This is a genomic window from Pseudomonas sp. FG35 (assembly GCF_057809295.1).
The window spans coordinates 23,309-46,601 of record NZ_JBMDJR010000005.1; the positions used below are offsets into that span (position 1 = coordinate 23,309).

Genomic DNA, 23,293 nt, shown 5'->3' on the forward strand with positions numbered 1-23,293 from the left:
ATGCTCACAGGTTGTACTGCTTGCGCTTGCGATACAGGGTCGAGGCGTCGATCCCCAGAGTCTTGGCAGCCTGATCGAGGGTCCCGGCGGTCGCCAGTACTGCGCCGATGTGAGCCTTTTCCAGCTCGTCGAGGCTCAGCGCGGCGCCGACCCGTGGCGCGTTGTTGGCCGGTTGCTCGGCCATGCCGAGGTGGCTGATTTCCACGCGCTCCTGCGGGCAGATGATGCTCGCCCGCTCGACCACGTTGCGCAGCTCACGGATGTTGCCGGGCCAACGGTAGCCCAGCAGTGCTTCGCGAGCCTCGTCGCTGAAGCCCCGTGCCGGACGCGCATACTCCTTCACGAAACGGGCGAGGAAACGGTCGGCCAGGGTCAGGATGTCTTCGGCCCGCTCGCGCAGCGGCGGCAAATGCAGGGTGATGACGTTCAGGCGATAGAGCAGGTCTTCACGGAAACGGCCGTCGCGCACCATGTCCTCAAGATTGAGGTTGGTGGCGGCGAGGATGCGCACATCGGCGCGGCGGGTGACCGGATCCCCTACCCGCTCATATTCCTTGTCCTGAATGAACCGCAGCAACTTGGGTTGCAATGTCAGCGGAAAATCGCCGATCTCGTCGAGAAACAGCGTACCGCCATCGGCCTGATTGACCCGACCGAGCGTGCTTTCGCTGGCCCCGGTGAAGGCGCCACGACTGTGACCAAACAGCTCGCTCTCCATTAATTCGGCGGTCAGTGACGGGCAATTGATGGTCACACAGGATTTCTTCTCGCGCTTGCTCCAGCCGTGAATCGCCCGGGCCAGCTCACCTTTACCGGTGCCGGACTCGCCGAGGATCAGGATGTTGGCGTCGGTGCCCGCCACTTGCCGCGCGGTTTCCAGTACGACTTTCATCGCCGGGCTGTGGGAATCGAGGCCGTCCTTGGGTTTGCGGATCTCGCCTTCGAGGGCTTCCAGACGCGCCGACAGCTGGCGCACTTCAAGCTGCTTGGCGGTCGCCAGGCGCAATTGATCCGGGCTGCACGGTTTGACCAGATAATCGGCAGCGCCGGCCTGAATCGCGTCTACCGCGGTATCGACGGCCGAATGGGCGGTAACGATGACCACCCGCATCCACGGCGCCTGAATGCGCATCTGCGCGAGTACATCGAGGCCGTTGTCTTCACCCAGGCGTAAATCAAGGAAGCACAGGTCGAACACCTGGCGTTGCAGCAGCGCGTCAGCCTGAGCCGCACTGTTGGCGGTGGCGACGGTATAACCTTCGTCTTCGAGGCAATAACGAAAGGTTCGCAGGATGGCGGATTCATCGTCCACCAGCAGAATGCGGCCTTGGTGCTCAGTGGCTGATTCCATTTTTCCTACGCTCCATAAGTGAATGTCTTGGGTTAGTCCCGGAAAAATCGGGCAAGTTGCATGGTTGATTCTGATCGATTCCAGTCATAGCAGGGTAGCTCTCTCCTGCCCTAACGGCTAATCCACTGATTTCATTAGTTTTTTAAACATCGCACAGTTTCAGGTCGGTTTCCTGCCTACTTTTCTGACATCCGTACCCTGTCCTCAATTCAAAAATAATGATTTCTCCTACGAAATAATCGTGCATTACGCACGACCCTATGCGGACCATCGTGCAGGATGCGTCGTCAGGAATTTTCATACCGTTTGTAACTAGCTGATTTTATTGGTTTTTTTCAAACAAAAAAGCTGGCACGCAGGCTGCAATACCTCTTTCAGCCCGGGCAGATATGCACTGCCCCAATCGAACAAGAGTGAGGAACCCAGGATGACTCGCCCACGTGCCGCCCAAATGCGTATCTCGCCACTGCACTTGCAGCAGGCCCTGTTTGGCGCACTTGCGCTGCTGATCACTTTGATCGCCTGCCAGCAATACCTGCGCTGGGAGCACAGTCAGCAACCTGAGCCTTTGATCTCGATGCAACACGCGACGCAGACGCACTTCAGCGCCGTCAGCAGCAGCCAGGCCGACAACGGCGCGATGCGCATGATGGACGTCGACCAGCCACAGCCACTGGGCGACATGCCCCGCGAAGAACGCTGGGTTTTCTGATCAACGAATCTGGGCGCCCCCGCGCCGAGACCGGCAACATCCCTAAATAGAAGCAAGGAGAATCACCATGTTGAGCTGGGCAATCACATTCCTGATCATTGCCATCATTGCTGCAGTACTGGGCTTCGGTGGTATCGCGGGCACCGCCACGGGTATCGCCAAGATTCTCTTTGTCGTGTTCCTGGTGATGTTCATCGCTTCCTTCTTCTTTGGCCGTCGCGGTCGAGGTTGAACATGAAGGGTTTAAAGACATTGGCAGCCGCCCTGCTCCTGGGCGGTAGTGCCATGGCGATGGCGGCCAATGACGGCCAGGCGCGGGTCAACGAACTGCTGAGTTCCGACCCGCAATACAGGGAAACCTGGGAAGGCGTGGTGAAGAAGGAAGAACGCCTGCCGGAATGGGTAATGAACCTCTCCGGCGCGCCGGACCAACAGATGAATGCCGTGACTGAAGATGGCGATCAGTATCTGGTGGGGCCGCTCTGCGAATCGCAGGACAAATGCCTCAACCACCGTCTGATCGTCGCCTTCAGCTTCGACAAGAAACATGCTTACGCCATGTTGGTCGATGTGCCCGAAGGACTGCCGGCCGACAAGTCGCCAACGCGACATGCCACCTACCGCTTCCTCGGCAAGCCCGACCAGGGCATGCAGGATCTGTTGATGGAAACGCTGAAGAAAGATCCGAACTGGTATTGAACACGAGGGCAGCCGAAAAGCTGTCCTCCATTGCGTCGGCCCGAGGAAGGCCGGTGCATGACCAGGGGGCCGGGACGTTCTGACTGTTGCAGGGTCGGAGTGACCTACGGGTACAGGGAGTGCCTGCGATGAGGGCCGGGTCAGGGTAAAAGCTGCGACGCAAGTCCGCCAACCGAAGCGGTTCGACGGACTTGCGCTGAGCTTTCAACGTGACAAAACGTTGATCCAGAGCGTTCTGGTCTTCATTTTTATCGCCCACACTGCGTGCGAAAGCATTTCGCGGTGTTTCCTGGCGACCGTATATCGAGAAAGAGTCGATCCACCAAGTCGGACATTTAGTTTCCGTACGTAGGCTTTTTCCTAAATTTTTCGTCGAAATCACTCGTTCAAAAAACAACCAACCTACGCTGTAATGGCCGGTTCACGGCACTTATGCCTGCCGAAATGTCGTATTCGAACCGGTTGGGACGCCAGTTTCATTTAAAAAAGCTCATGCCGATTCGGCATAGGGTAGGCGTTTACGGCATTAGACGGCGCAACCTTGCATCGGAATAGTTGCGCCTTTTTTCGCCTGCCGGAGAGCCGTAAACACGCGCTTCGGGGCACCTTATACGGAGGCAGATGCACAGACTTTTCCGCTGATGAGCGTTCCAGTTCCTGCATGTGCCTGAGTCAAACGCAAGTAAGGGTAAAGATAATGAAGAAGGCAAAGCTTAGCCTCGCCTGGCAGATCCTCATCGGTCTGGTATTGGGAATTGCAATCGGTGCGTTGCTCAACCATTTCAGTGCCGAGAAGGCCTGGTGGATCAGCAATGTCCTGCAACCGGCAGGCGATATCTTTATCCGTCTGATCAAAATGATCGTGATCCCGATCGTTATCTCTTCCCTGATCGTCGGCATCGCCGGCGTGGGCGACGCCAAGAAGCTCGGGCGCATCGGCCTGAAGACCATCATCTACTTCGAAATCGTCACCACCATCGCCATCGTTGTCGGCCTGCTGCTGGCCAACCTGTTCCACCCGGGTGCCGGCATCGACATGAGCACCCTGGGCACTGTGGATATCTCCAAGTACCAGGCGACCGCCGCCGAAGTGCAGCATGAACACGCGTTCATCGAGACCATCCTCAACCTGATCCCGTCGAACATCTTCGCGGCCATGGCCCGCGGCGAGATGCTGCCGATCATCTTCTTCTCCGTACTGTTCGGTCTCGGTCTGTCGAGCCTGCAGTCGGACCTGCGCGAGCCGCTGGTAAAGATGTTCCAGGGCGTCTCGGAAAGCATGTTCAAAGTCACCCACATGATCATGAACTACGCCCCGATCGGCGTATTCGCCCTGATCGCGGTGACCGTGGCCAACTTCGGTTTCGCCTCACTGCTGCCGCTGGCCAAACTGGTAATCCTGGTTTACGTCGCCATCGCCTTCTTCGCCTTCGTGATTCTCGGCCTGATCGCCAAGATGTTCGGTTTCTCGGTGATCAAGCTGATGCGCATCTTCAAGGATGAGTTGGTGCTGGCTTACTCCACCGCTTCCTCGGAAACCGTGCTGCCACGGGTGATCGAGAAGATGGAAGCCTACGGCGCACCGAAAGCCATCTGCAGTTTCGTAGTGCCGACCGGCTACTCGTTCAACCTCGACGGCTCGACCCTGTACCAGTCCATCGCGGCGATTTTCATTGCCCAGCTGTACGGCATCGACCTGTCGATCAGCCAGCAACTGCTGCTGGTCCTGACCCTGATGGTTACCTCCAAAGGCATCGCCGGCGTACCGGGCGTGTCCTTCGTGGTGCTGCTGGCCACCCTGGGCAGCGTGGGTATTCCGCTGGAAGGCCTGGCCTTCATCGCCGGTGTCGACCGTGTGATGGACATGGCGCGGACCGCCCTGAACGTGATCGGCAACGCCCTCGCCGTACTGGTCATCGCCCGTTGGGAAGGCATGTACGACGACGCCAAGGGCCAGCGCTACTGGAACTCGCTGCCGCATTGGCGCAGCAAGGAAAAACTGCCGGCCGGTGACGTTTCGAAAAACTGATCCCGCCCGCAAGGCACCCTGACAAACCCCGGAGAAATCCGGGGTTTGTCGTTTCTGGCGACCCCGCTATCATTCGCCGCATCTTCCGGGGGGATTTGACTGATGCTTAATGGCCTGTGGCTTGGCTTCTTCGTCGTGGCGGCCGTTTCGGCGCTGGGGCAATGGCTGATCGGCGGCAACGCCGGGATCTTCGCGGCGATGGTGGAAAGCATTTTTGCCATGGCCAAGCTGTCGGTCGAAGTCATGGTGCTGCTGTTCGGCACGCTGACCCTGTGGCTGGGCTTCCTGCGCATCGCCGAGAAGGCCGGAATCGTCGAGTGGCTGGCCAAAGTGCTCGGGCCACTGTTCCTGCGCCTGATGCCGGAAGTTCCAGCCGGACATCCCGCGCTGGGTCTGATCACCCTGAACTTCGCCGCCAACGGCCTGGGCCTGGACAATGCCGCCACGCCGATCGGCCTCAAAGCCATGAAGGCGCTGCAGGAGCTCAATCCCAGCTCGACCATCGCCAGCAATGCGCAAATCCTGTTCCTGGTGCTCAACGCGTCTTCCCTGACCCTGCTGCCGGTGACGATCTTTATGTACCGCGCCCAACAAGGCGCGCCGGACCCGACGCTGGTGTTCCTGCCGATCCTGCTGGCGACCAGTTGCTCGACCATCGTCGGCTTCCTGTCGGTGGCGTTCATGCAGCGCCTGCGGGTCTGGGACCCGGTGGTGCTGGCTTATCTGATTCCCGGCGCGCTGATCCTCGGCGGCTTCATGGCGTTGCTCGCGACGATGTCGGCCACTGCACTGGCGGGGCTGTCGTCGATCCTCGGCAACCTGACGCTGTTCGGCCTGATCATGCTGTTCCTGGTGATCGGCGCGTTGCGCAAAGTGAAGGTCTACGAGGCCTTCGTCGAAGGTGCGAAGGAAGGTTTCGACGTGGCCAAGAACCTGCTGCCGTACCTGGTGGCGATGCTCTGCGCGATCGGCGTATTGCGCGCATCGGGCGCGCTGGACTTCGGCCTCGACGGCATCCGCCATCTGGTGGAGTGGGCAGGGTGGGACACGCGCTTCGTCGATGCGCTGCCGACTGCGATGGTCAAACCGTTCTCCGGCAGCGCCGCCCGGGCGATGCTGATCGAGACGATGAAGACCTCGGGCGTGGACAGCTTCCCGGCGCTGGTGGCCGCAACGATCCAGGGCAGCACCGAAACCACGTTCTACGTATTGGCGGTGTACTTCGGCGCGGTGGGCATCCAGCGCGCCCGGCATGCCGTCGGTTGCGCGCTGCTGGCCGAACTCGCGGGCGTGCTCGGCGCTATCGGTGTCTGCTACTGGTTCTTCGGTTAAGCCTCAAGGCCGGGCAGGTGGGGCAACCTTCTGCCCTTGCTCCACCGCCCACGCCACGACTTTCGCGGTGAGACGATCACTGGCCTGCCCGAATCCGGCCACCACCGCCGGAACCTTCACATCACTGAGCGGCTGACGCTCTTCAAAGCGGCGACTGGCGAGAATCCGCTGGTCGTAACCGCGCACCAGCAACGCATCGACACGCACCACCACGCTGGCCTGTGTGCCCTGATACTCGGTCTGAAACGCCTGCAGGCTGCCGCCCAGTTCCAGGTCTGCCTGGAAATTGCTGTCGTCGGTGCTCAACAGCGATACCCGGCCATCGCGCTGAAAACCATCGAGCAAGCGGTTACGCACCAGCACCGGCGCCGGATCGCTCCAGCGCGAGGCCTTGTAGCTGCTGATCACATCGCCCTGAGGAATCACCGCGATGCTTGGTCGGTTCAGCGCTTCGCTGGCCTGCAGTTTGTTCAGGCGCAGCGACCAATGCTGAGTCGCCGACGAACCGGCCGAGGCGGGCGCCTGTGCGGCTGGCAAACGGTAGACGTCCAGCGGTTCGGACTTGGGCAGGATCGAGCATGCGCTGATCAACGTGAAGCCGGCTAGGAGGGCGAGGCGAGTCAGCTTCATGGCGTGAACTCCTTGTTCTTGTCACTGCCCAGCAGGTAACCGCTGGGGTTGGCCTCCAGGCGTTGGGAAATGGCGCGCAGCGAGTTCAGGGTTTCGCGCAGTTCGCGGATCGCCGGGGCCAGGCCGTTGAGGCCCTGCATGCCGCTGTCGAGGGAATTCTGATTCTTGCTGAGCAGGCCGTTGATGGTGACGCTGCTTTGCTCCAGGGATTTCATCGCCTGTTCGGCACTGCCGAGCGCCTGTTTGCCCTGATCGTTGAGCAGGCCGTTGGCGTTGCGCATCAACGCGGACGTCTGTTCAAGCATGTTGCCCGCCTGTTTGCCGACCGTCGCCAGTTGCTGCATGGCCTGACGCAGGTCGCCGCGCTGATCGTTGATCGAGCCAGTGGTCTGCTCCAGATGCTCGAGGGTCTTGCTCACGCGCTCGATGTTGTCGGCAGAGAACATCTGATTGGCATTACTGAGCAACGTCGTGACCCCGCTCATCAAATCGTTGCTGTCGCTGAGCAGCCGCGAAATGGGCGAAGGCGAGGCGACGATGGTCGGCAGGTTGCCGTCATGGCCCTTGAGTTTCGAGCTTTGCGGCGTGCCCCCGCTGAGCTGGATGATCGAGGTGCCGGTGATCCCGGCCAAGGCCAGTTTGGCCTCGGTGTCTTCCTTGACCGGCGTGTCGCCAGCCAGGCGAATCCGTGCCAGCACTCGACGCGGGTCCTTCGGGTCGAGGCGCAGGCTGACCACGTCGCCGACCTTGATCCCGCTGTACTGCACCGGACTGCCCCGGGACAGACCGCTGACCGCCTCGTTGAACACGACTTCGTAATCCTTGAACTCGGTATCGACACTGGACTTGGCCAGCCACAGACCGAAGAGCAGGGCGCCTGCCACCACAATCACCGTGAACAGGCCGATCAATACATGATGGGCTCGGGTTTCCATGTCAGACCTCGTTGAGCTGTGTGGCGGCGTCCAGCGCCGAGCGGCCGCGAGGGCCGTGGAAGTATTCGTGAATCCACGCGTCGTCGGTTTCCGAGACCACGTCGATGGGGCCCGCCACCAGCACTTTCTTCTGCGCCAGTACCGCGACGCGGTCGGTGATGGTGTAGAGCGTGTCGAGGTCGTGGGTCACCAGAAACACGCTCAGGCCCAGCGCGTCGCGCAGGGTCAGGATCAATTGGTCGAACTGCGCCGCGCCAATCGGATCGAGGCCGGCGGTGGGTTCGTCGAGAAACAGGATGTCCGGATCCAGCGCCAGCGCCCGGGCCAGCGCCGCGCGCTTGATCATGCCGCCGGACAGTGAGGCCGGGTACTTGTCCGCCGCCGACAGCGGCAGCCCGGCCAGCGCCAGCTTCACTGCCGCCAGATGTTCGGCGTCGTCGCGGCTCAGCCCGGCGTGTTCGATGAGGGGCAGGGCGACGTTCTCGGTGACGGTCAGCGACGAGAACAGCGCGCCCTTCTGGAACAGCACACCGAAGCGCCGCTCGATCAGCGAACGCTCATGCTCCGGCAGGCTCGGCAGGTTCTGGCCGAACACCTTGACCATGCCTTCGCTGGGCCGGCGCAGGCCGACGATGCTGCGCAGCAGCACCGACTTGCCGCTGCCGGAACCGCCGACCACGGCCAGGATCTCGCCTTTGTACAAGTCGAGGTCGAGGTTCTCGTGCACGCTCTGGTGGCCGAAGCGATTGCACAGGCCACGAACTTCGATCACCGCCTCGGAGGGCGTGCGGGGTAGACGACTCACCAGCCCATCTCCATGAAAAACAGCGCGGCGACCGCATCGAGCACGATCACCACGAAAATCGATTGCACCACGCTTGAGGTGGTGTGGGCGCCGACCGATTCGGCGCTGCCGCTGACCTTGAAGCCTTCCAGACAGCCGATGGCGGCGATCAGGAACGCAAAGATCGGGGCTTTGACCAGGCCCACCAGGAAATGTTGAATCCCTATGTCGCTTTGCAGCAGCGACAGGAACATCGCCGGCGAGATATCCAGCGACACCGCGCAGACCACCGCGCCGCCGACGATCCCGCAGATCATCGCCAGAAACGTCAGCATCGGCAGCGCCACCAGCAGCGCCAACACCCGCGGTACCACCAGCAATTCCATGGGGTCGAGGCCGAGGGTACGAATCGCGTCTATTTCCTCGTTGGCCTTCATCGAGCCGATCTGCGCGGTGAAGGCACTGGCGGTGCGGCCGGCCATCAGAATCGCCGTGAGCAGCACGCCGAACTCGCGCAGGAAGGCGAAGCCGACCAGATCCACGGTGAACACGCTGGCGCCGAAACTGGCCAGCACCGTCGCCCCGAGGAATGCCACCACGGCCCCCACCAGAAAGGTCAGCAACGCCACGATGGGCGCGGCGTCGAGGCCGGTCTGTTCGATGTGCGCAATCATCGGCGTGATCCGCCAGCGCTTGGGCCGGAACAGGCTGCGGGCGATGGTTTCGAGGATCAGGCCGACGAAGCCGAGCAACTGCAGGGTGTCCTGCCAGACCGTATCGACGGCCCGGCCGATGCGCGTCAGCAGTTGCACGCTGACGCTGATTTCCGGTTCCTTGATCGGCACGCAGAAGTCGGTCAGCGAGCGATACACGGTTTGCAGCAAGGCGCGGTCGGCGCTGGAAATCGTGCAGTCGGGGTGTTCGGCGGACTTGCCCAGCCGCTCGGAGCCGAGCAGTTCCACCAGCAACGACGCGCCGGCGGTGTCGAGGGCGCCGAGGCCGTTTAGATCGATCGGGGTGTTGGCGTCGTACTGGCCGTTGAGCGTTTCGCTCAGTTGCTTGAGCTCGGCGTAATGGGCAAGCGTCCAGTCCCCGGTCACCCGCAGGCGGGCAGGGGTGATCGAGGTGTCCAGGCGGGCACTGCCGGTCGTTGGGCTGCTGGTCATAAGCTCCGTGCTTGTTCGGCTTTTGAGACGAACCTACGTAATAGCACGAACCCGGTTACTTTTCTTTGGTCGGTGTGCTGTCCGTGACCTCGAAGCGCAGCACGCCGATCACCTGTCCGTCCTCGGTCAACACCCGCACCTGCCACTTGCCCGCCGGGTTGCCGGGGAAGTTCTGCTTGTGGGTCCAGGCCCGGTAGCCTTCCTTGCGCCCGCCGTGAATGTCGAGGGCGATGCGGTCGACCTCTTTGCCGTTGAACTGCCAGACGTGATAAATCCGCTCGTCGAGCCCGCGCGGCGCGTTGATCGCGGTGTAGGCGTAGAGCCCGCCACCACGGATCTGCTCGGCGCTGACTTCCTTGAGGCTGGCGCCCGGAACCCGGTCCTGCACCTGAGTGCTGATCGCCACGTCGGTCATCCATAGCGTCGCCGGCGGCACCCACGAACGCAGGACCCAGCCCACGCCACCGATGCCGACCGTGATACACAGGATCGCCAAGGCATTGCGTACGGTGCGGATCGGGAAGATCGACGCCAGGCTCGGGAACGACAGCAGCACCGCAATCCCCAGTGCCCATTTGAAGCTCTGCGAGGTGGTCAGGTGCATGATCACCGGCAGCGCCGTGAGCAGGGCGGCGAACAGGGTCAGGGTATGCAGCGCGAGGAACGCCCAGCGCCGTGGCGCCAGCCACTTGTAGTAGAGCGGGTCGACGATCGAGATCAGCGCCGCGATGCACAACAGCCCGGTGAAAAACAGCTGGCCGCTGTTCCAGGTGGTGGTGATGAAGAAGAACGGCAGGACGAAAAACAGGCTTTCCTGGTGGATCATCTGCGTCGCGTAACGCAGCAGCGGCTGGGGGATTTCCCGTTTGAAGATCCTTGTGAACAGCCTGGTCAGGCTGTTTTCCAGCATCAGCCAGATCCAGCTCAGCAGCATGATCGTGGTGATCCAGCTCGCCAGGCCCTGTTGCCGGTCGACCAGAATGAAGCTGCCGACCCCGGAGATGAAACCACCGAGCGCAATGACCCCGGGGTAGCGCTTCATCAGTTCGAGAATGCGCTGGATCAGGAGGGTCAATTTAGACATGGGGGTGGTTCACGACTGGATAGGAAAAAAACCTCGACAGAGTACCGCCCGCCGGGCCCCGTGGCGAGGCTGCCGGTCATTCCGGATCCACGGAATTGCGCCGATGCAGGTGCCAGCCGAGCAGAATCAGCACCAGCACGCCCAATCCGCCCGCCAGCAGCCACAACACTTGATCGTCGCTGAGCAGCGGTTTCTCGATCCGCAGATAACCCGGTTGCAGCAACAACTCGCGCATGGCCTTGTTCGCCGCCTCCAGCGTCACGCCTTGCAGCTCCCGCGCAGGATCGGCAAAGCGGCCATCCTCGTAGTCGCCCAGCGCGCTCCAGTAGTAATCGGCCAATGCACTGGTGCCTTGCACGGCCCAGGCCTGATGGGCGATGGCGGCTTGTTTCAAGCGATTGAAGGTGTCGGCGTCGAGGCCGTTTTTTAGCAGGTCGGCCTTGAGGTCTTCCAGCACTTGTTCGGCTTCGGCGATGTCACCGCGATCCAGATCGGCGTTGAGGCTCATGAAGCCGACACCGCCGAACACTTCGCGCTCGGCCCACGGCCCGTAGGACAAACCGTGGTTCAGGCGCAATTGGCGGTACAGCGCCCACTCCAGGTATTCCTTGAGCAGGTCGAAGGTTTCATCGTACTGATCGTCCAGCACCGGCTCCGGCACCAGCCAGTGCAGCTTGGCGCTGTTGCCGATGAAGCCGCGAGTGATCGTGCGTTCGTGGGCGGCGCTGGCGCGGATGTCAGGCAATGGACGGTGCTCGCTCGGCTCGACCGCTTCGAGCGCGCCCCACGCCCGTTCCAGATAGGCCGGCAGCAGTTTGTCGAGGTCACCGACGACGATCAGGGTCATGTTGTTCGGCGCGTACCAGGCCTTGCGCACCTTATCCAGCTGCTCGCGGGTCAGGCCATCGACTTCGGCCCGCTGCGGGCATTTCAGGCCCAGCTCGACCGCCAGTTGATTGCTTGCAGTGTGGCCCAGGTCCTGCCGGTCGAGGAAGCGCTGCAGGCGGGTGTAGTGACCACCGTCCTCGCGCTCGACCACCCGCTTGGCGGCGTTGATCGCGTTGTCGTCGAAGCGGGTCTGGGTCAGCAGTGCCAGCAGCAGGTCGAGGACCTTGCGCTGGTTTTTCGCAGGGGCTTCGATGACGAACGTGGTATCGGCGTTGCTGGTGAAAGCGTTCCAGTCACCGCCGAGGGCCTGCATGCGTTCTTCGAGGCCACCTTCGCCGGTGGCGTCGATGCCGCTGAACAGCAAGTGTTCGAGCAGGTGCGGCAGCTCCTTTTCATTGCAGTCGAAATCGTCGAGACCGACACCGATCACCAGCCGGATCGCCACGTGCCCACGCTCGGTGCCGGGCTTGAGCAGCAATTGCAAACCGTTGGGCAGCGCATAGCCTTCGACCTGAAAACGATCCAGGGCGAAGGCGGGCAGGGAACCGAGCAGCAGACAGGCGAACAACAGGCAACGCATAACGAGCTTCCATACGGCTGAATTGGAGATCCGTGTCGTCAGTCCGGCCGCGAGGCCAAACCTTGAGTTACTGACTGACCGCAACCCCAGACGTTCAAGGCGAATGCGTGATGTCCGCCATATCGTCCGCCGCCAGCGCGCCGGTATCGGAAGTTTCCAGCACCACATAGGCGCTGCTGCAGAACAGCGAGTTCAGGCGTTTCATGTCGGCAATCAACTCCAGGTGCAACGAACTGGTCTCGATACTCTGCACGATCTTGCGTTGCAACCGGCTGACATGGGCGTGGGCCAGACGTCGTTCCTGTGCGCGAAAGCGCCGTTTCTCGCGCAGCAACTGGCGGGCGCTCTCCTTGTCGCCGCTGAGGAACACCGACAGCCCGAGCCGCAGGTTGGCGATCAATTGCTGGTGCAGGCCGGCCAATTCTTCCAGCCCGTCTTCGGAAAACGACCGGCGTTGCGAAGTCTTCTGCTGCTGCACCTTGCGCAGCATGCGTTCGATCAGGTCGCTGGCGAGTTTAAGGTTGATCGCCAGCTCGATAATTTCCGCCCAGCGCCGACTGTCCTGTTCGCCGAGATCCTCGCGGGGCATCTGCGCCAGGTACAGCTTGATCGCGCTGTACAGCGCTTCGACATCATCGGTCAGCTTGCGCATTTCCTGGGTGACGGCGGTCTGCTTGCCGCGCAGCACGTCGAGGGTCGCGTCGAGCATGTTGTCGATCAGGTCGCCCATGCGCAGGGTTTCCCGGGCGGCGTTGGCCAGCGCCAGACTCGGCGTGACCAGCGCGGTGGGATCAAGGTGACGGGGCTTGGCGGTGCCATTGACCTCGGGGCGCTCCGGCAGCAGCCAGGCACACAGCCGCGCCATCGGGCCGACGCTCGGGAGCAGGATCAGGCAGCGCGCGGTGTTGTAGAGCAGATGGAAGCCGATGACCATTTCCTGGGGGCTGAAATCCAGGCTGTCGATCCAGTGCACCAGCGGGTCGAGCACCGGAATGATCAGCAGCAGCCCGATCAGTTTGTACAGCAGGCTGCCCAGCGCCACCTGCCGGCCGGCGGCGTTCTGCATGCTGGTGCTCATGAACGCCAGCACGCCGCTGCCGATGTTGGCACCAATCACCAGACCGATCGCCACCGGCAGACTGATCACCGCAGCGCCGGCGAGCGTGGCGGTCAGCAGCACGGCCGCCAGACTGGAGTAGGAAATCATCGCGAACAGCGCGCCCACCAGAGCGTCGAGCAGGATATCGCCAGTCAGCGACGCGAAAATCACCTTCACCCCTTGGGCATGGGTGATCGGCGCAGCGGCCTCGACGATCAATTGCAGCGCCAGAATGATCAGCCCAAGCCCAATGGACACGCGGCCCATCTGCCCGAGCCGGGTCTGTTTGCGCGACAGAAAGAAAATCACCCCGATAAAAATCAGCAGCGGCGACAGCCACGACAGGTCGAACGTCAGCACCCGCGCCATCAGCGCCGTACCGACATCGGCACCGAGCATGGTCGCCAGGGCCGGGGTCAACGCCATCAGGCCCTGACCGACAAAGGACGTCACGAGCATGGCGGTGGCGTTGCTGCTCTGCACCATCGCAGTGACAACGATGCCGGCGACAAAGGCCAGCCAGCGCCTGGACATGTTCTGGCCGATCACGTGGCGCAGATTGGTGCCGTACACCCGCAGGATGCCGGTACGAACGATGTGCGTGCCCCAGATCAGCAGGGCCACGGCAGACAGCAAATTGAGCAGGGTGAGCATGCAGACCCCCTGTAATGGCAGCGCCCCAGAGGGGCAAGTTGACGGTACCGCGCAATTTCTACGTTCTGATACTTAAGCTGTAGTTGGCTAACGGTCTGGGCGCCAGCATTGCACAGCTAAAGCGGGGATTGAAACAAAAGTGTCATGAAAACAGGTTCATGCGGCCATGAAAAAAGGGCCCGAAGGCCCTTTGATCATCAGTGCAGCATTCGGGTTACTGACCCGGAATATCCTTGCGCAGTTTCACCGGATCCTGCTGTTTGCGTTTTTTCGCGATGGCGGTGCGCATCTTGATGTTGATCGCCTCGACCGCCAGCGAGAACGCCATGGCGAAGTAGACGTAGCCTTTCGGTACGTGCACGTCGAACGATTCGGCAATCAGCACGGTACCGACCACCAGCAGGAACGACAGCGCGAGCATTTTCAGCGACGGGTGCTTATCGATGAATTCGCTGATCTTGCCCGAGGCCGCCATCATCACCAGCACCGCCACGATGATCGCCGCGACCATCACCGGTACGTGGGACACCATGCCGACGGCGGTGATCACCGAGTCCAGCGAGAACACGATGTCGATGATCGCGATCTGGATGATGGTGTAGAGGAAGTTGCCGCCCTTGCCCGAAGGCTCGTCGTCGCTTTCGTCTTCACCTTCCAGTGCGTGGTACATCTCCTGGGAGCTTTTCCACAGCAGGAACAGGCCACCGAAGAACAGGATCAGGTCGCGACCGGAAATGCCCTGGCCGAACACTTCGAACAGGTCGGCGGTGAGGCGCATGACCCAGGTGATCGACAGCAGCAACAGGATCCGCGTGATCATGGCCAGGCCAAGACCGAAGATCCGGGTGCGCTGCTGCATGTGTTTGGGCATGCGGCTGACCAGGATCGAAATCATGATGATGTTATCGATGCCCAGAACGATTTCCAGGGCGGTCAGGGTGAAGAAGGCAACCCAGATCTCAGGGTTGGTCAGCCATTCCATGTGTATTCCTTTGAGCGAGTGTTAAACCAGGACGCCAGCAATCAGCTGGCGTCCTGGTGAGTTTGGTGCCGTTACAACGTGCTGAACAGCGGGAAAGTGCCCAACAGCAAGGCAGCGACCAGTATGCACAGGCAGACCAGCACTGCCCACTTCAGGGTGAAACGCTGATGATCGCCGAACTCGATCCCCGCCAGTGCCACCAGCAGGTATGTCGACGGCACCAGTGGGCTCAGCAGGTGAACCGGCTGACCGACGATCGAGGCACGGGCCATTTCCACTGCGGTGATGCCGTAATGGCTGGCCGCTTCGGACAACACCGGCAACACACCGTAGTAGAACGCGTCGTTCGACATGAAGAACGTGAACGGCATGCTCACCAGCGCCGTGATCACCGCCAGGTACGGGCCGAGGAAATCAGGGATCACCGCCAGCAGGCTTTTCGACATCGCGTCGACCATGCCGGTGCCCGACAGGATACCGGTGAAAATGCCCGCCGCGAAGATCAGACTGACCACCGACAGCACGCTGCCGGCGTGGGCCGCGACGCGATCCTTCTGCATTTGCAGGCAAGGGTAGTTGACGATCATGGCAATACTGAACGCCACCATGAACAGCACCGGCAGCGGCAGCAGGCCGGCGATCAGGGTGCACATCAGCGCCAGGGTCAGCAGGCCGTTGAACCAGATCAGTTTCGGACGGCGGGCATCCGGGAATTGCGAGACGCTGATTTCGCTGTGATCGATTTCGTCGCCGATCAGGTGCAGCTCGCCCAGACGCGCACGCTCACGTTTGCCATAGAAGTAGGCAATGATCAGGATCGCTACCACACCGGCAGCCATCGCCGGGATCATCGGTACGAAGATGTCCGACGGGTCCACGTGCAGCGCGCTCGCCGCACGGGCGGTCGGGCCACCCCATGGGGTCATGTTCATCACGCCGCCGGCGAGGATGATCAGACCGGCCATGATCCGCGGGCTCATGCCGATGCGGCTGTACAGCGGCAGCATCGCGGCCACGCAGATCATGTAAGTGGTCGCGCCGTCACCATCGAGGGAAACGACGAGCGCCAGTACGGCGGTGCCGACCGAAACTTTCAGCGGGTCGCCCTTGACCAGTTTGAGGATCTTGCGCACGGCCGGGTCGAACAGTCCGGAGTCGATCATCAGGGCGAAATACAGAATCGCGAACATCAGCATCACGCCGGTCGGCGCAAGCTTGGTAATACCTTCGAGCATCATCGGGCCGATCTTCGGCGCGAAACCACCGAACAGGGCGAACAGGATCGGGATGATGATCAGAGCGATCAGCGCAGACAGGCGCTTGGTCATGATCAGGAACATGAACGTGATGACCATGGCGAAGCCAAGGAAAGTCAGCATGGGAATACTCCAGGCGTAGCGCGGCTAGGTAAGTGAGCGGATCGGGCGGGATCAGCGCAGAACGGGAAGCACGAGGCGTACGGGCGGAGTTGCAGCGAAGAGGCGGGTTGCAGAGGACATCAGAATCACCATTGTTGTTGTTAATTGGGCCTGTCGTGCGAGCAATCACACGCGTTGGCCAACCGGTCTGTTGCCGGCAGTGGGGGCGATCCTAATCGGGGAACCTTTCAGCTACCTTTCGCGCAAGAAAGCTTTGGGCGAACGGCCAACCGGCCGTCGGATGCGGGCTAGAGTCAATGAACACGGGAAGCGGAGGGCAGGGCGATGACTGAGTTGCACGGCGGTGGCTGTCACTGCGGACATATCCGCTATCAGTTCAGCGGACCGTTGCACGACATCGCCCACTGTCATTGTTCGATCTGTCGAAAGGTCAGCGGCGGCATCGTCACCACCTGGATCACGCTGCCGGCGGCGAACTTCCAGTGGCTGACAGGGAAACCTTCGCGCTATGACTCGTCGACCAGTTGCGCACGGTTTTTCTGTCCGAACTGCGGCGCACACCTTGCGCTGGTGACGCTGCTCAGCCCCGAGAGCATCGATCTGACGATTGCCACACTGGATCATCCAGAGCAGGCCGCCGCCGAGCGGCATATCTGGACCGACAGCCAGTTACCGTGGCTGCATCTGGACGAGCATTTGCCGGGCGAACCCGAAGAAACCATCTGATTAAAAAACAGACAGATCCAGCGGCCGCATCGCGCCCATCCAGATCGCGTGTTCGGTGTGATCGAGCAAGTCATCGCCGGTGTCCGGGTGCAGGAACACCACCAACCCTTTGCGATTGAGCGCCAGCCACGGCAGCACGTCGCCGATCAGCTCCGGGCCGAAGGCCAGCTGGCAGCTCCAGTCCGGGTGCGGGCCCACCGGGCGTTCGTGCACGCGGCCCATCTTCAATGGAAACAGCGCTGCTGCCTGCTCACAAAGTGCCCGCGCCTGTTTGATCGTGCTGGCGTCGTAATAAACGTGGGCGTGATAACCCTTGATCGTCTGCATCGCAAACCCTCTGAATCGGTTCGAACCCTCGCCGTTGACCGTATGTCACACGCCATACAAGGGAAAACAAAAGGGAACTCAGCCATGAAAAATGCCGAAACCCCGGCGGTGAAAGTGGTGCTCTATGGTGCCATGAGTAGCCTGGGCAGTGCGTTGATGGCTGAACTGCTGCGTCGCCAGCACGAAGTCATTGCCATCCTCGACGATCTGACGGCGCTCGCCCCACGGCCGGGGCTGCGCACCAAAAGCGGCGATCTGCTCGATGCCGAGCGGGTCAACCAGAGTGTCGCCGGCAGCTCGGCAGTGATCTGCCTGCTCAATGCGCCGGGCTTGCCGCTGAGCAGCGATCATGTCGAGAAATCCGTGGTGTTGGGGCCTGTGGAACAGGTGCTGGCGGTGGATGCGCTGATCGACGGACTGCAGGCGGCGAACGTCTCGCGGCTGTTTGTCATCGGCGAATTCGAAGCCCTGGACGATCCGGAAAACGCCGACCCGTTGCAACGCCACGCCGCTCAAGAGGTTCGCGAAGCCCTGCAAAGCAGCCCGCTGCACTGGACGCTGGTGAATGCACCGCGCAGCGTGGCCGGGCTGACGATCGAGCATTTCAGTCAGGTCGGCCGCACGCTTGAACCGGGTCTGGCCGAACCGCTGGAGCGCCTGAACCGGGTGGCGGTGGGCATTGCCGATGAGCTGCGGCTGAATTTGCATCTGCGCCAGCACGTGGATTTTGTCGCCGCTTCTTGATCCGTTACACAGCAATCGACGGCAACGGTAGCCCGGCCAGGGATTCGGCGCTGCTCGCCTGTTCGGCCATCAGCCAATCCACGAACGTCTGGATCAACGCGCCCCGGCGTTTGCGTTGCGGCAGCACCACGTAATAACCGAGGCGCGACAGGGTGGTCTCAGCGATCGGCCGGCACAACAGACCCTGAGTGAGCAAGTTATCCACAAGGTGTCGCCAGCCAATTGCCACGCCCTGACCGCCAATCGCCGCTTGAATCAACAAAGTGTAATTGTCGAAGCGCAACTGGCCCGGGGCCGGCGGCGTACTGATGTTCAGCGCGCGGAACAGGCCGCTCCAGTCGAACCAGTTACTGCTGTTTTCCCCGCGCAGGTGCAGCAGCGGAAACTCCATCAATGCCTGGGCCGGCAAGGGCAGGGAGCGATCCTTGAGCAATTGCGGACTGCACACCGGAAACACTTCTTCGCTGAACAACCAGTGACTTTCACCCTGCTTGAAGCGACCGTCGCCGAACAGCACGGCAACGTCGATATCCGGACGCAGCATGTTGTGATTGCGCTCGCTGGTGACCAGGCTCACGTCCACCTGTGGATAAGCTTCATGGAAGCGGTGCAGGCGCGGCATCAGCCAATACGCGGCGAAGGCGAAATCGGTGGCGACCTGCAGTACTTCATGTTGCTGCTGCGTGCTGATCGCGCTCAATCCTGCGTCGATATTCTGCAAACCGAGGGTAACCTGCTCGAACAGGATCGAGCCGACCTCGGTCAGTTCGATGCCCCGGTAGATGCGGTCGAACAGCCGCGTGCCGAGTTGTTCTTCAAGCCGCTTGATCTGCTGGCTGATGGCCGGTTGGGTCGTGCCGAGCTCCACCGCCGCAGCGGTAAAACTGCGATGACGGGCCGCCGCCTCGAAGGCGCGCAGCAGGTCCAGCGACAAATCACCGAGGGCGTCATACATAAGCTGTGCTTATCCTAGTCATTGTCCGGCGCGGGCTTTACCGGATATCGCGGGGAATCCATGCTCGATCGCAGCAATGTCGCATAAATATTCACTATGGAATGCCGCGATCACATGAAGCGCAAGAACATTCTTTTCATCATGGCCGATCAAATGGCCGCGCCAATGTTGCCGTTCTACGGCCCGTCGCCGATCAAACTGCCGAATCTCAGCCGCCTCGCCGAACAAGGCGTGGTGTTCGATGCCGCGTACTGCAACAGCCCGCTGTGCGCACCGTCGCGTTTTACCTTGGTCAGCGGGCAGTTGCCGAGCAAGATCGGCGCCTACGACAACGCCGCCGATTTCCCCGCCGACATTCCCACCTACGCCCATTACCTGCGCCGCCTCGGTTACCGCACCGCGCTCTCCGGCAAGATGCACTTCTGCGGCCCCGATCAACTGCACGGTTACGAAGAGCGCCTGACCAGTGATATCTACCCGGCCGACTACGGCTGGGCGGTGAACTGGGACGAGCCCGATGTGCGGCCGAGCTGGTATCACAACATGTCTTCGGTGTTGCAGGCCGGGCCGTGCGTGCGCACCAACCAGCTCGACTTCGATGAAGAGGTGGTGTTCAAGGCTCAGCAATACCTGTTCGACCACATCCGCGAGGACGGCGACCAGCCGTTCTGCCTGACCGTGTCGATGACTCACCCGCACGATCCGTACACGATTCCCAAGGCATTCTGGGATTTGTACGACGATGCGGATATACCGCTTCCAACGACGCCGGATCAGCATTCACTCGATCCGCATTCCCAGCGTTTGCTCAAGGTCTACGACCTGTGGGACAAGCCGCTGCCTGTGGATAAGATTCGCGACGCGCGCCGTGCCTACTTCGGTGCTTGCAGTTATATCGACGCCAACGTCGGCAAACTTCTGCAAACCCTCGAAGATTGTGGGCTGATGGATGACACCGTCATCGTGTTTTCCGGTGACCATGGCGACATGCTCGGCGAGAAGGGCCTCTGGTACAAAATGCACTGGTTCGAAATGGCCGCGCGGGCTCCCCTGTTGATAAGTGCACCCGGTCAGTTCAAATCGGGCCGTGTCAGCGCTGCCGTCTCCACCGCCGACCTGTTGCCGACCTTCGTCGAGCTGGCGGGCGGCAGCCTGGAACCGAATCTGCCGCTGGACGGCCGCTCGCTGGTTCCGCACCTGAACGGGCAGGGCGGTCACGACGAAGTGTTCGGCGAATACATGGCCGAAGGCACCGTCAGCCCGCTGATGATGATCCGCCGTGGCGCCTTCAAATTTATCTACAGCGAAACCGACCCTTGCCTACTCTTCGATGTGGATAACGATCCACGCGAGCAGGAAGAACTCAGCCAATCGCCACAACATCGCCAACTGTTCGACGATTTTCTCGCCGAAGCGCGGGCCAAGTGGGACATCCCGGCCATCCACCGCAAAGTCCTAGAAAGCCAGCGCCGTCGGCGTTTCGTCGCCGAGGCGCTGACGATCGGCAAACTGAAGAGCTGGGATCACCAGCCGCTGGTGGACGCCAGTCAGCAATACATGCGCAACCACATCGACCTCGATGACCTGGAGCGCAAGGCCCGTTATCCACAACCCTGCCAAAACCAATAACGTTAAGGGGAAGTCCATGGTCAAGTTATCCACAGTCGTGACGGTCAGTCTGCTGGCACTGGGCAGCGCATCCGCGTTCGCCGAGAGCTGCGACACGGTGAAAATGGCCGATCCCGGCTGGAGCGACATTGCCGCGACCAACGCCATCACCGGGTTTCTGCTCGATGGCATGGGCTACAAGGCCAAGGTCGACACCCTCGCGGTGCCGATCACCTTCGGCGGCTTGAAGGATGGACAGGTCGACGTGTTCCTCGGCAACTGGATGCCGGCGCAGCAGGGCTTCTACGACAAGTTCGTCGCCACCGGTGACGTCACGCAACTGGCGAAGAACCTCGACGGCACCGAATTCACCCTGGCCGTGCCGGATTACGTGTGGGACGCGGGTGTGCATAACTTTGCCGACCTGAACAAGTACGCCGATAAATTCGAGAAGAAGATCTACGGCATCGGCTCCGGCGCGCCGGCGAACATCTCGCTGCAAGAGATCATCAAGAAGAACGACTTCGACCTGGGCCAGTGGAAGCTGATCGAGTCCAGCGAACAGGCGATGCTCGCCGAAGTGTCGCGGGCAGTGAAGAAACAGAAATTCGTCACCTTCCTCGGCTGGACCCCGCACCCGATGAACGTGCAGCTGAAAATGCATTACCTCAAGGGCGGCGAGAAGTACTTTGGCGACACCGGCAGCGTCTACACCCTGACCCGCAAGGGTTACGCCGAAGCCTGTCCGAATGTGGGTAAATTGCTGACCAATCTTGCGTTCACTCAGGAGATGGAGAACAGCATCATGGCCGAGGTGGTGAACAAGAAGGTCAGCAATGCGGAGGCGGTGAAGGCGTGGATCAAGGCGAATCCGGGGGTGTTGGATAAGTGGCTTGACGGAGTGAAGACTGTGGATGGCAAAGATGCGTTGCCGGCAGTTAAAGCCAAACTGTAACTGCGCGGGCCGATCGTTCCCACGCTCTGCGTGGGAATGCCGCAATGGACGCTCCGCGTCCCGGGCTGCGTACAATGCGCAAAATTTCACCCGCGAGGATCCATGGCCCTCCCCAGCCGTCGCTCACTTTTCCCCTTCCTGACCTGGCTGCCGCGGCAGACCCGCGCCAGCGTCGGGCGGGACCTGGTCGTCGGGCTCAGCGGGGCGATTCTCGCGTTGCCCCAGTCGATTGCCTACGCCCTGATCGCCGGTCTCCCACCGGAATACGGGCTCTACGCCGCCATCGTTCCGGTGTTGATCGCCTGCCTGTGGGGCTCGTCGTGGCATCTGATCTGCGGCCCGACAGCAGCGATCTCGATTGTGCTGTTCGCCAGTGTCAGTCCGCTGGCCGTGCCGGAATCACAGGACTACATCACCCTGATCCTGCTGCTGACCTTCCTTGCCGGGATTTTCCAGTGGCTGCTCGGCCTGTTGCGCTTCGGCGCGCTGGTGAATTTCGTCTCACATTCCGTAGTGCTGGGTTTCACCCTCGGCGCGGCGGTGGTGATTGCCATCGGTCAATTGCCGAACCTGCTGGGGCTGGAGCTGCCGGCCAAGGCCACGGCGCTGGACAGTCTGATGGATCTGCTGCGCCATCTCGGGGCGGTGGATAAACCGTCGCTGGTTCTTGGTGTGGCGACGGTGGTGGTCGGTGCGTTGCTCAAACAATGGCTGCCGCGCTGGCCGACGCTGTTGATGACCTTGGTCCTCGGCAGTCTGGTGGTGTGGCTGTGGCCGGCGATGTTCGGCCATGTTCAACTGGTCAGCGCGTTTTTCGGGCGCTTGCCGCCGTTCAGTGGATTGCCGCTGGATATGGACCTGATCCTGCGCCTGCTGCCCAGCGCCGTGGCGGTGGGCATGCTCGGGCTGGTCACCAGCCTGTCGATTGCCCGTTCGATATCCGCACGTTCGCAACAGTTGCTCGACGCCAATCAGGAAGTCCGTGCGCAAGGTCTTTCGAACATTGTCGGGGCGTTCTTTTCGGGATCGCTGTCCGCCGGCTCGTTCACCCGTTCCGGGCTGAGTTATGAGGCCGGGGCCTGCTCGCCGCTGGCCGGGGTGTTCTCGGCGTTGTGGGTGGCGTTGTTTGCGATTTTCGGTGCCGGGCTGATCGCGCACATTCCTATTCCGGCCATGGCCGGCAGCATTCTGCTGATCGCCTGGGGACTGGTGGATCATCGCGGCATTCGCGCGTTGCTGCGGGTCAGCCGGGCGGAATTCGTGGTGATGAGCCTGACCTGCGTTGCCACGTTGCTGCTGGAGTTGCAGACGGCAATCTATGCCGGCGTGCTGGCCTCGCTGTTTTTCTACCTCAAGCGCACTTCACAGCCGAGGGTGCAGCACTGGCGCGATGGCGAAGACGATGTGCTGCGGGTCGGCGGGTCGATCTTTTTCGGCGCCAGCCACTATCTGCAAGTGCGCTTGCAACGGATGCAGGGCGCGCGGGTGGTGATCGAGGCGCAGCAGATCAACTTCATCGACTATTCAGGCGTGGAAATGCTTCATCAGGAGGCCCGGCGCCTGCTGCGTCAGGATCGCAGCCTGACCTTGCGTCAGGCGCGACCACAGGTAGTGGAGGAGTTGCGCAAACTCGAAGGGCCGGAGAAATGCCCGATCCGCTTCGAAGACTAAAGC

Annotated in this window: 22 protein-coding genes; 10 read left to right on the forward strand and 12 right to left on the reverse strand. The window is 61.4% G+C overall.

What is annotated here, in order from left to right:
* Positions 1–4: 4 nt before the first annotated feature.
* On the reverse strand, positions 5–1,351 hold the full coding sequence (gene algB / locus ACODTD_RS11440; protein ID WP_007954049.1) for a sigma-54-dependent response regulator transcription factor AlgB: 1,347 nt from the start codon (positions 1,349–1,351) through the stop codon (positions 5–7).
* Between the two features lie 427 nt (positions 1,352–1,778).
* Here algB and ACODTD_RS11445 point away from each other — a divergent pair, with 427 nt between their 5' ends.
* The 5 genes from ACODTD_RS11445 (at position 1,779) to ACODTD_RS11465 (ending at position 6,123) form a co-directional block, all read left to right on the forward strand.
* Positions 1,779–2,063 (forward strand): hypothetical protein, encoded by a 285-nt coding sequence (locus ACODTD_RS11445; RefSeq protein WP_011331770.1) that lies wholly within the window; start codon positions 1,779–1,781, stop codon positions 2,061–2,063.
* 67 nt (positions 2,064–2,130) lie between these two features.
* Positions 2,131–2,295, forward strand: coding sequence for a DUF1328 domain-containing protein (locus tag ACODTD_RS11450; RefSeq protein WP_003177151.1), 165 nt, complete (start codon positions 2,131–2,133; stop codon positions 2,293–2,295).
* A gap of 2 nt (positions 2,296–2,297) precedes the next feature.
* Entirely contained in the window at positions 2,298–2,762 is a 465-nt protein-coding gene (locus tag ACODTD_RS11455) for an inhibitor of vertebrate lysozyme family protein (protein ID WP_007954053.1), read from the forward strand.
* 697 nt (positions 2,763–3,459) lie between these two features.
* The gene (gene gltP, locus ACODTD_RS11460; protein ID WP_011331769.1) at positions 3,460–4,791 is read left to right on the forward strand and encodes a glutamate/aspartate:proton symporter GltP; all 1,332 of its coding nucleotides are present in this window, start codon (positions 3,460–3,462) and stop codon (positions 4,789–4,791) included.
* Between the two features lie 102 nt (positions 4,792–4,893).
* Entirely contained in the window at positions 4,894–6,123 is a 1,230-nt protein-coding gene (locus ACODTD_RS11465) for a nucleoside recognition domain-containing protein (RefSeq protein WP_011331768.1), read from the forward strand.
* 3 nt (positions 6,124–6,126) lie between these two features.
* Here ACODTD_RS11465 and ACODTD_RS11470 read toward each other — a convergent pair whose 3' ends face one another.
* The 9 genes from ACODTD_RS11470 to ACODTD_RS11510 form a co-directional block, all read right to left on the reverse strand.
* Positions 6,127–6,753, reverse strand: coding sequence for an ABC-type transport auxiliary lipoprotein family protein (locus ACODTD_RS11470; protein ID WP_201819645.1), 627 nt, complete (start codon positions 6,751–6,753; stop codon positions 6,127–6,129).
* Positions 6,750–7,688, reverse strand: coding sequence for an MlaD family protein (locus ACODTD_RS11475; protein WP_011331766.1), 939 nt, complete (start codon positions 7,686–7,688; stop codon positions 6,750–6,752). Before ACODTD_RS11475 ends, ACODTD_RS11470 begins: the two co-directional genes overlap by 4 nt.
* A gap of 1 nt (position 7,689) precedes the next feature.
* Complete coding sequence (locus tag ACODTD_RS11480) at positions 7,690–8,493, reverse strand: ABC transporter ATP-binding protein (protein WP_011331765.1); 804 nt, start codon at positions 8,491–8,493, stop codon at positions 7,690–7,692.
* A complete protein-coding gene (locus tag ACODTD_RS11485; protein ID WP_011331764.1) occupies positions 8,490–9,638 on the reverse strand; it encodes an ABC transporter permease in 1,149 nt (382 codons plus the stop codon). The genes ACODTD_RS11480 and ACODTD_RS11485 overlap by 4 nt, the downstream gene beginning before the upstream one ends.
* A gap of 55 nt (positions 9,639–9,693) precedes the next feature.
* Complete coding sequence (locus ACODTD_RS11490; protein WP_011331763.1) at positions 9,694–10,722, reverse strand: DUF5924 family protein; 1,029 nt, start codon at positions 10,720–10,722, stop codon at positions 9,694–9,696.
* Positions 10,723–10,798: 76 nt separating this feature from the next.
* Positions 10,799–12,190, reverse strand: coding sequence for a M16 family metallopeptidase (locus ACODTD_RS11495; RefSeq protein WP_489104847.1), 1,392 nt, complete (start codon positions 12,188–12,190; stop codon positions 10,799–10,801).
* 94 nt (positions 12,191–12,284) lie between these two features.
* The gene (locus ACODTD_RS11500) at positions 12,285–13,943 is read right to left on the reverse strand and encodes a Na/Pi cotransporter family protein (RefSeq protein WP_011331761.1); all 1,659 of its coding nucleotides are present in this window, start codon (positions 13,941–13,943) and stop codon (positions 12,285–12,287) included.
* A 214-nt stretch (positions 13,944–14,157) separates the two neighbouring features.
* On the reverse strand, positions 14,158–14,925 hold the full coding sequence (locus ACODTD_RS11505) for a TerC family protein (protein WP_011331759.1): 768 nt from the start codon (positions 14,923–14,925) through the stop codon (positions 14,158–14,160).
* Between the two features lie 71 nt (positions 14,926–14,996).
* Entirely contained in the window at positions 14,997–16,304 is a 1,308-nt protein-coding gene (locus tag ACODTD_RS11510) for a CitMHS family transporter (protein WP_007954069.1), read from the reverse strand.
* A 324-nt stretch (positions 16,305–16,628) separates the two neighbouring features.
* On the opposite strand from ACODTD_RS11510, the gene ACODTD_RS11515 reads away from it, so the two are divergent.
* Positions 16,629–17,030 carry a GFA family protein gene (locus ACODTD_RS11515; RefSeq protein ID WP_011331758.1) on the forward strand — a complete coding sequence of 134 codons (402 nt, stop codon included), beginning with the start codon at positions 16,629–16,631 and terminating at the stop codon, positions 17,028–17,030.
* Here the strand turns inward: ACODTD_RS11515 and ACODTD_RS11520 are convergent, their stop codons facing one another.
* Positions 17,031–17,357, reverse strand: a complete 327-nt coding sequence (locus ACODTD_RS11520) for a DOPA 4,5-dioxygenase family protein (protein ID WP_011331757.1) — start codon at positions 17,355–17,357, stop codon at positions 17,031–17,033.
* A gap of 84 nt (positions 17,358–17,441) precedes the next feature.
* Between ACODTD_RS11520 and ACODTD_RS11525 the strand changes: the two genes are divergently transcribed.
* Positions 17,442–18,101 (forward strand): NAD(P)-dependent oxidoreductase, encoded by a 660-nt coding sequence (locus ACODTD_RS11525; RefSeq protein WP_011331756.1) that lies wholly within the window; start codon positions 17,442–17,444, stop codon positions 18,099–18,101.
* 4 nt (positions 18,102–18,105) lie between these two features.
* Here the strand turns inward: ACODTD_RS11525 and ACODTD_RS11530 are convergent, their stop codons facing one another.
* Positions 18,106–19,056: a choline sulfate utilization transcriptional regulator gene (locus ACODTD_RS11530; RefSeq protein ID WP_282475202.1), complete on the reverse strand. Its 951-nt coding sequence runs from the start codon at positions 19,054–19,056 to the stop codon at positions 18,106–18,108.
* A gap of 114 nt (positions 19,057–19,170) precedes the next feature.
* Between ACODTD_RS11530 and betC the strand changes: the two genes are divergently transcribed.
* The 3 genes from betC (at position 19,171) to ACODTD_RS11545 (ending at position 23,290) form a co-directional block, all read left to right on the forward strand.
* Positions 19,171–20,685, forward strand: coding sequence for a choline-sulfatase (betC, locus tag ACODTD_RS11535; protein ID WP_489104848.1), 1,515 nt, complete (start codon positions 19,171–19,173; stop codon positions 20,683–20,685).
* A 16-nt stretch (positions 20,686–20,701) separates the two neighbouring features.
* Entirely contained in the window at positions 20,702–21,619 is a 918-nt protein-coding gene (gene choX / locus ACODTD_RS11540; RefSeq protein ID WP_011331753.1) for a choline ABC transporter substrate-binding protein, read from the forward strand.
* A gap of 102 nt (positions 21,620–21,721) precedes the next feature.
* The gene (locus ACODTD_RS11545) at positions 21,722–23,290 is read left to right on the forward strand and encodes a SulP family inorganic anion transporter (RefSeq protein ID WP_489104849.1); all 1,569 of its coding nucleotides are present in this window, start codon (positions 21,722–21,724) and stop codon (positions 23,288–23,290) included.
* Positions 23,291–23,293: the final 3 nt, after the last annotated feature.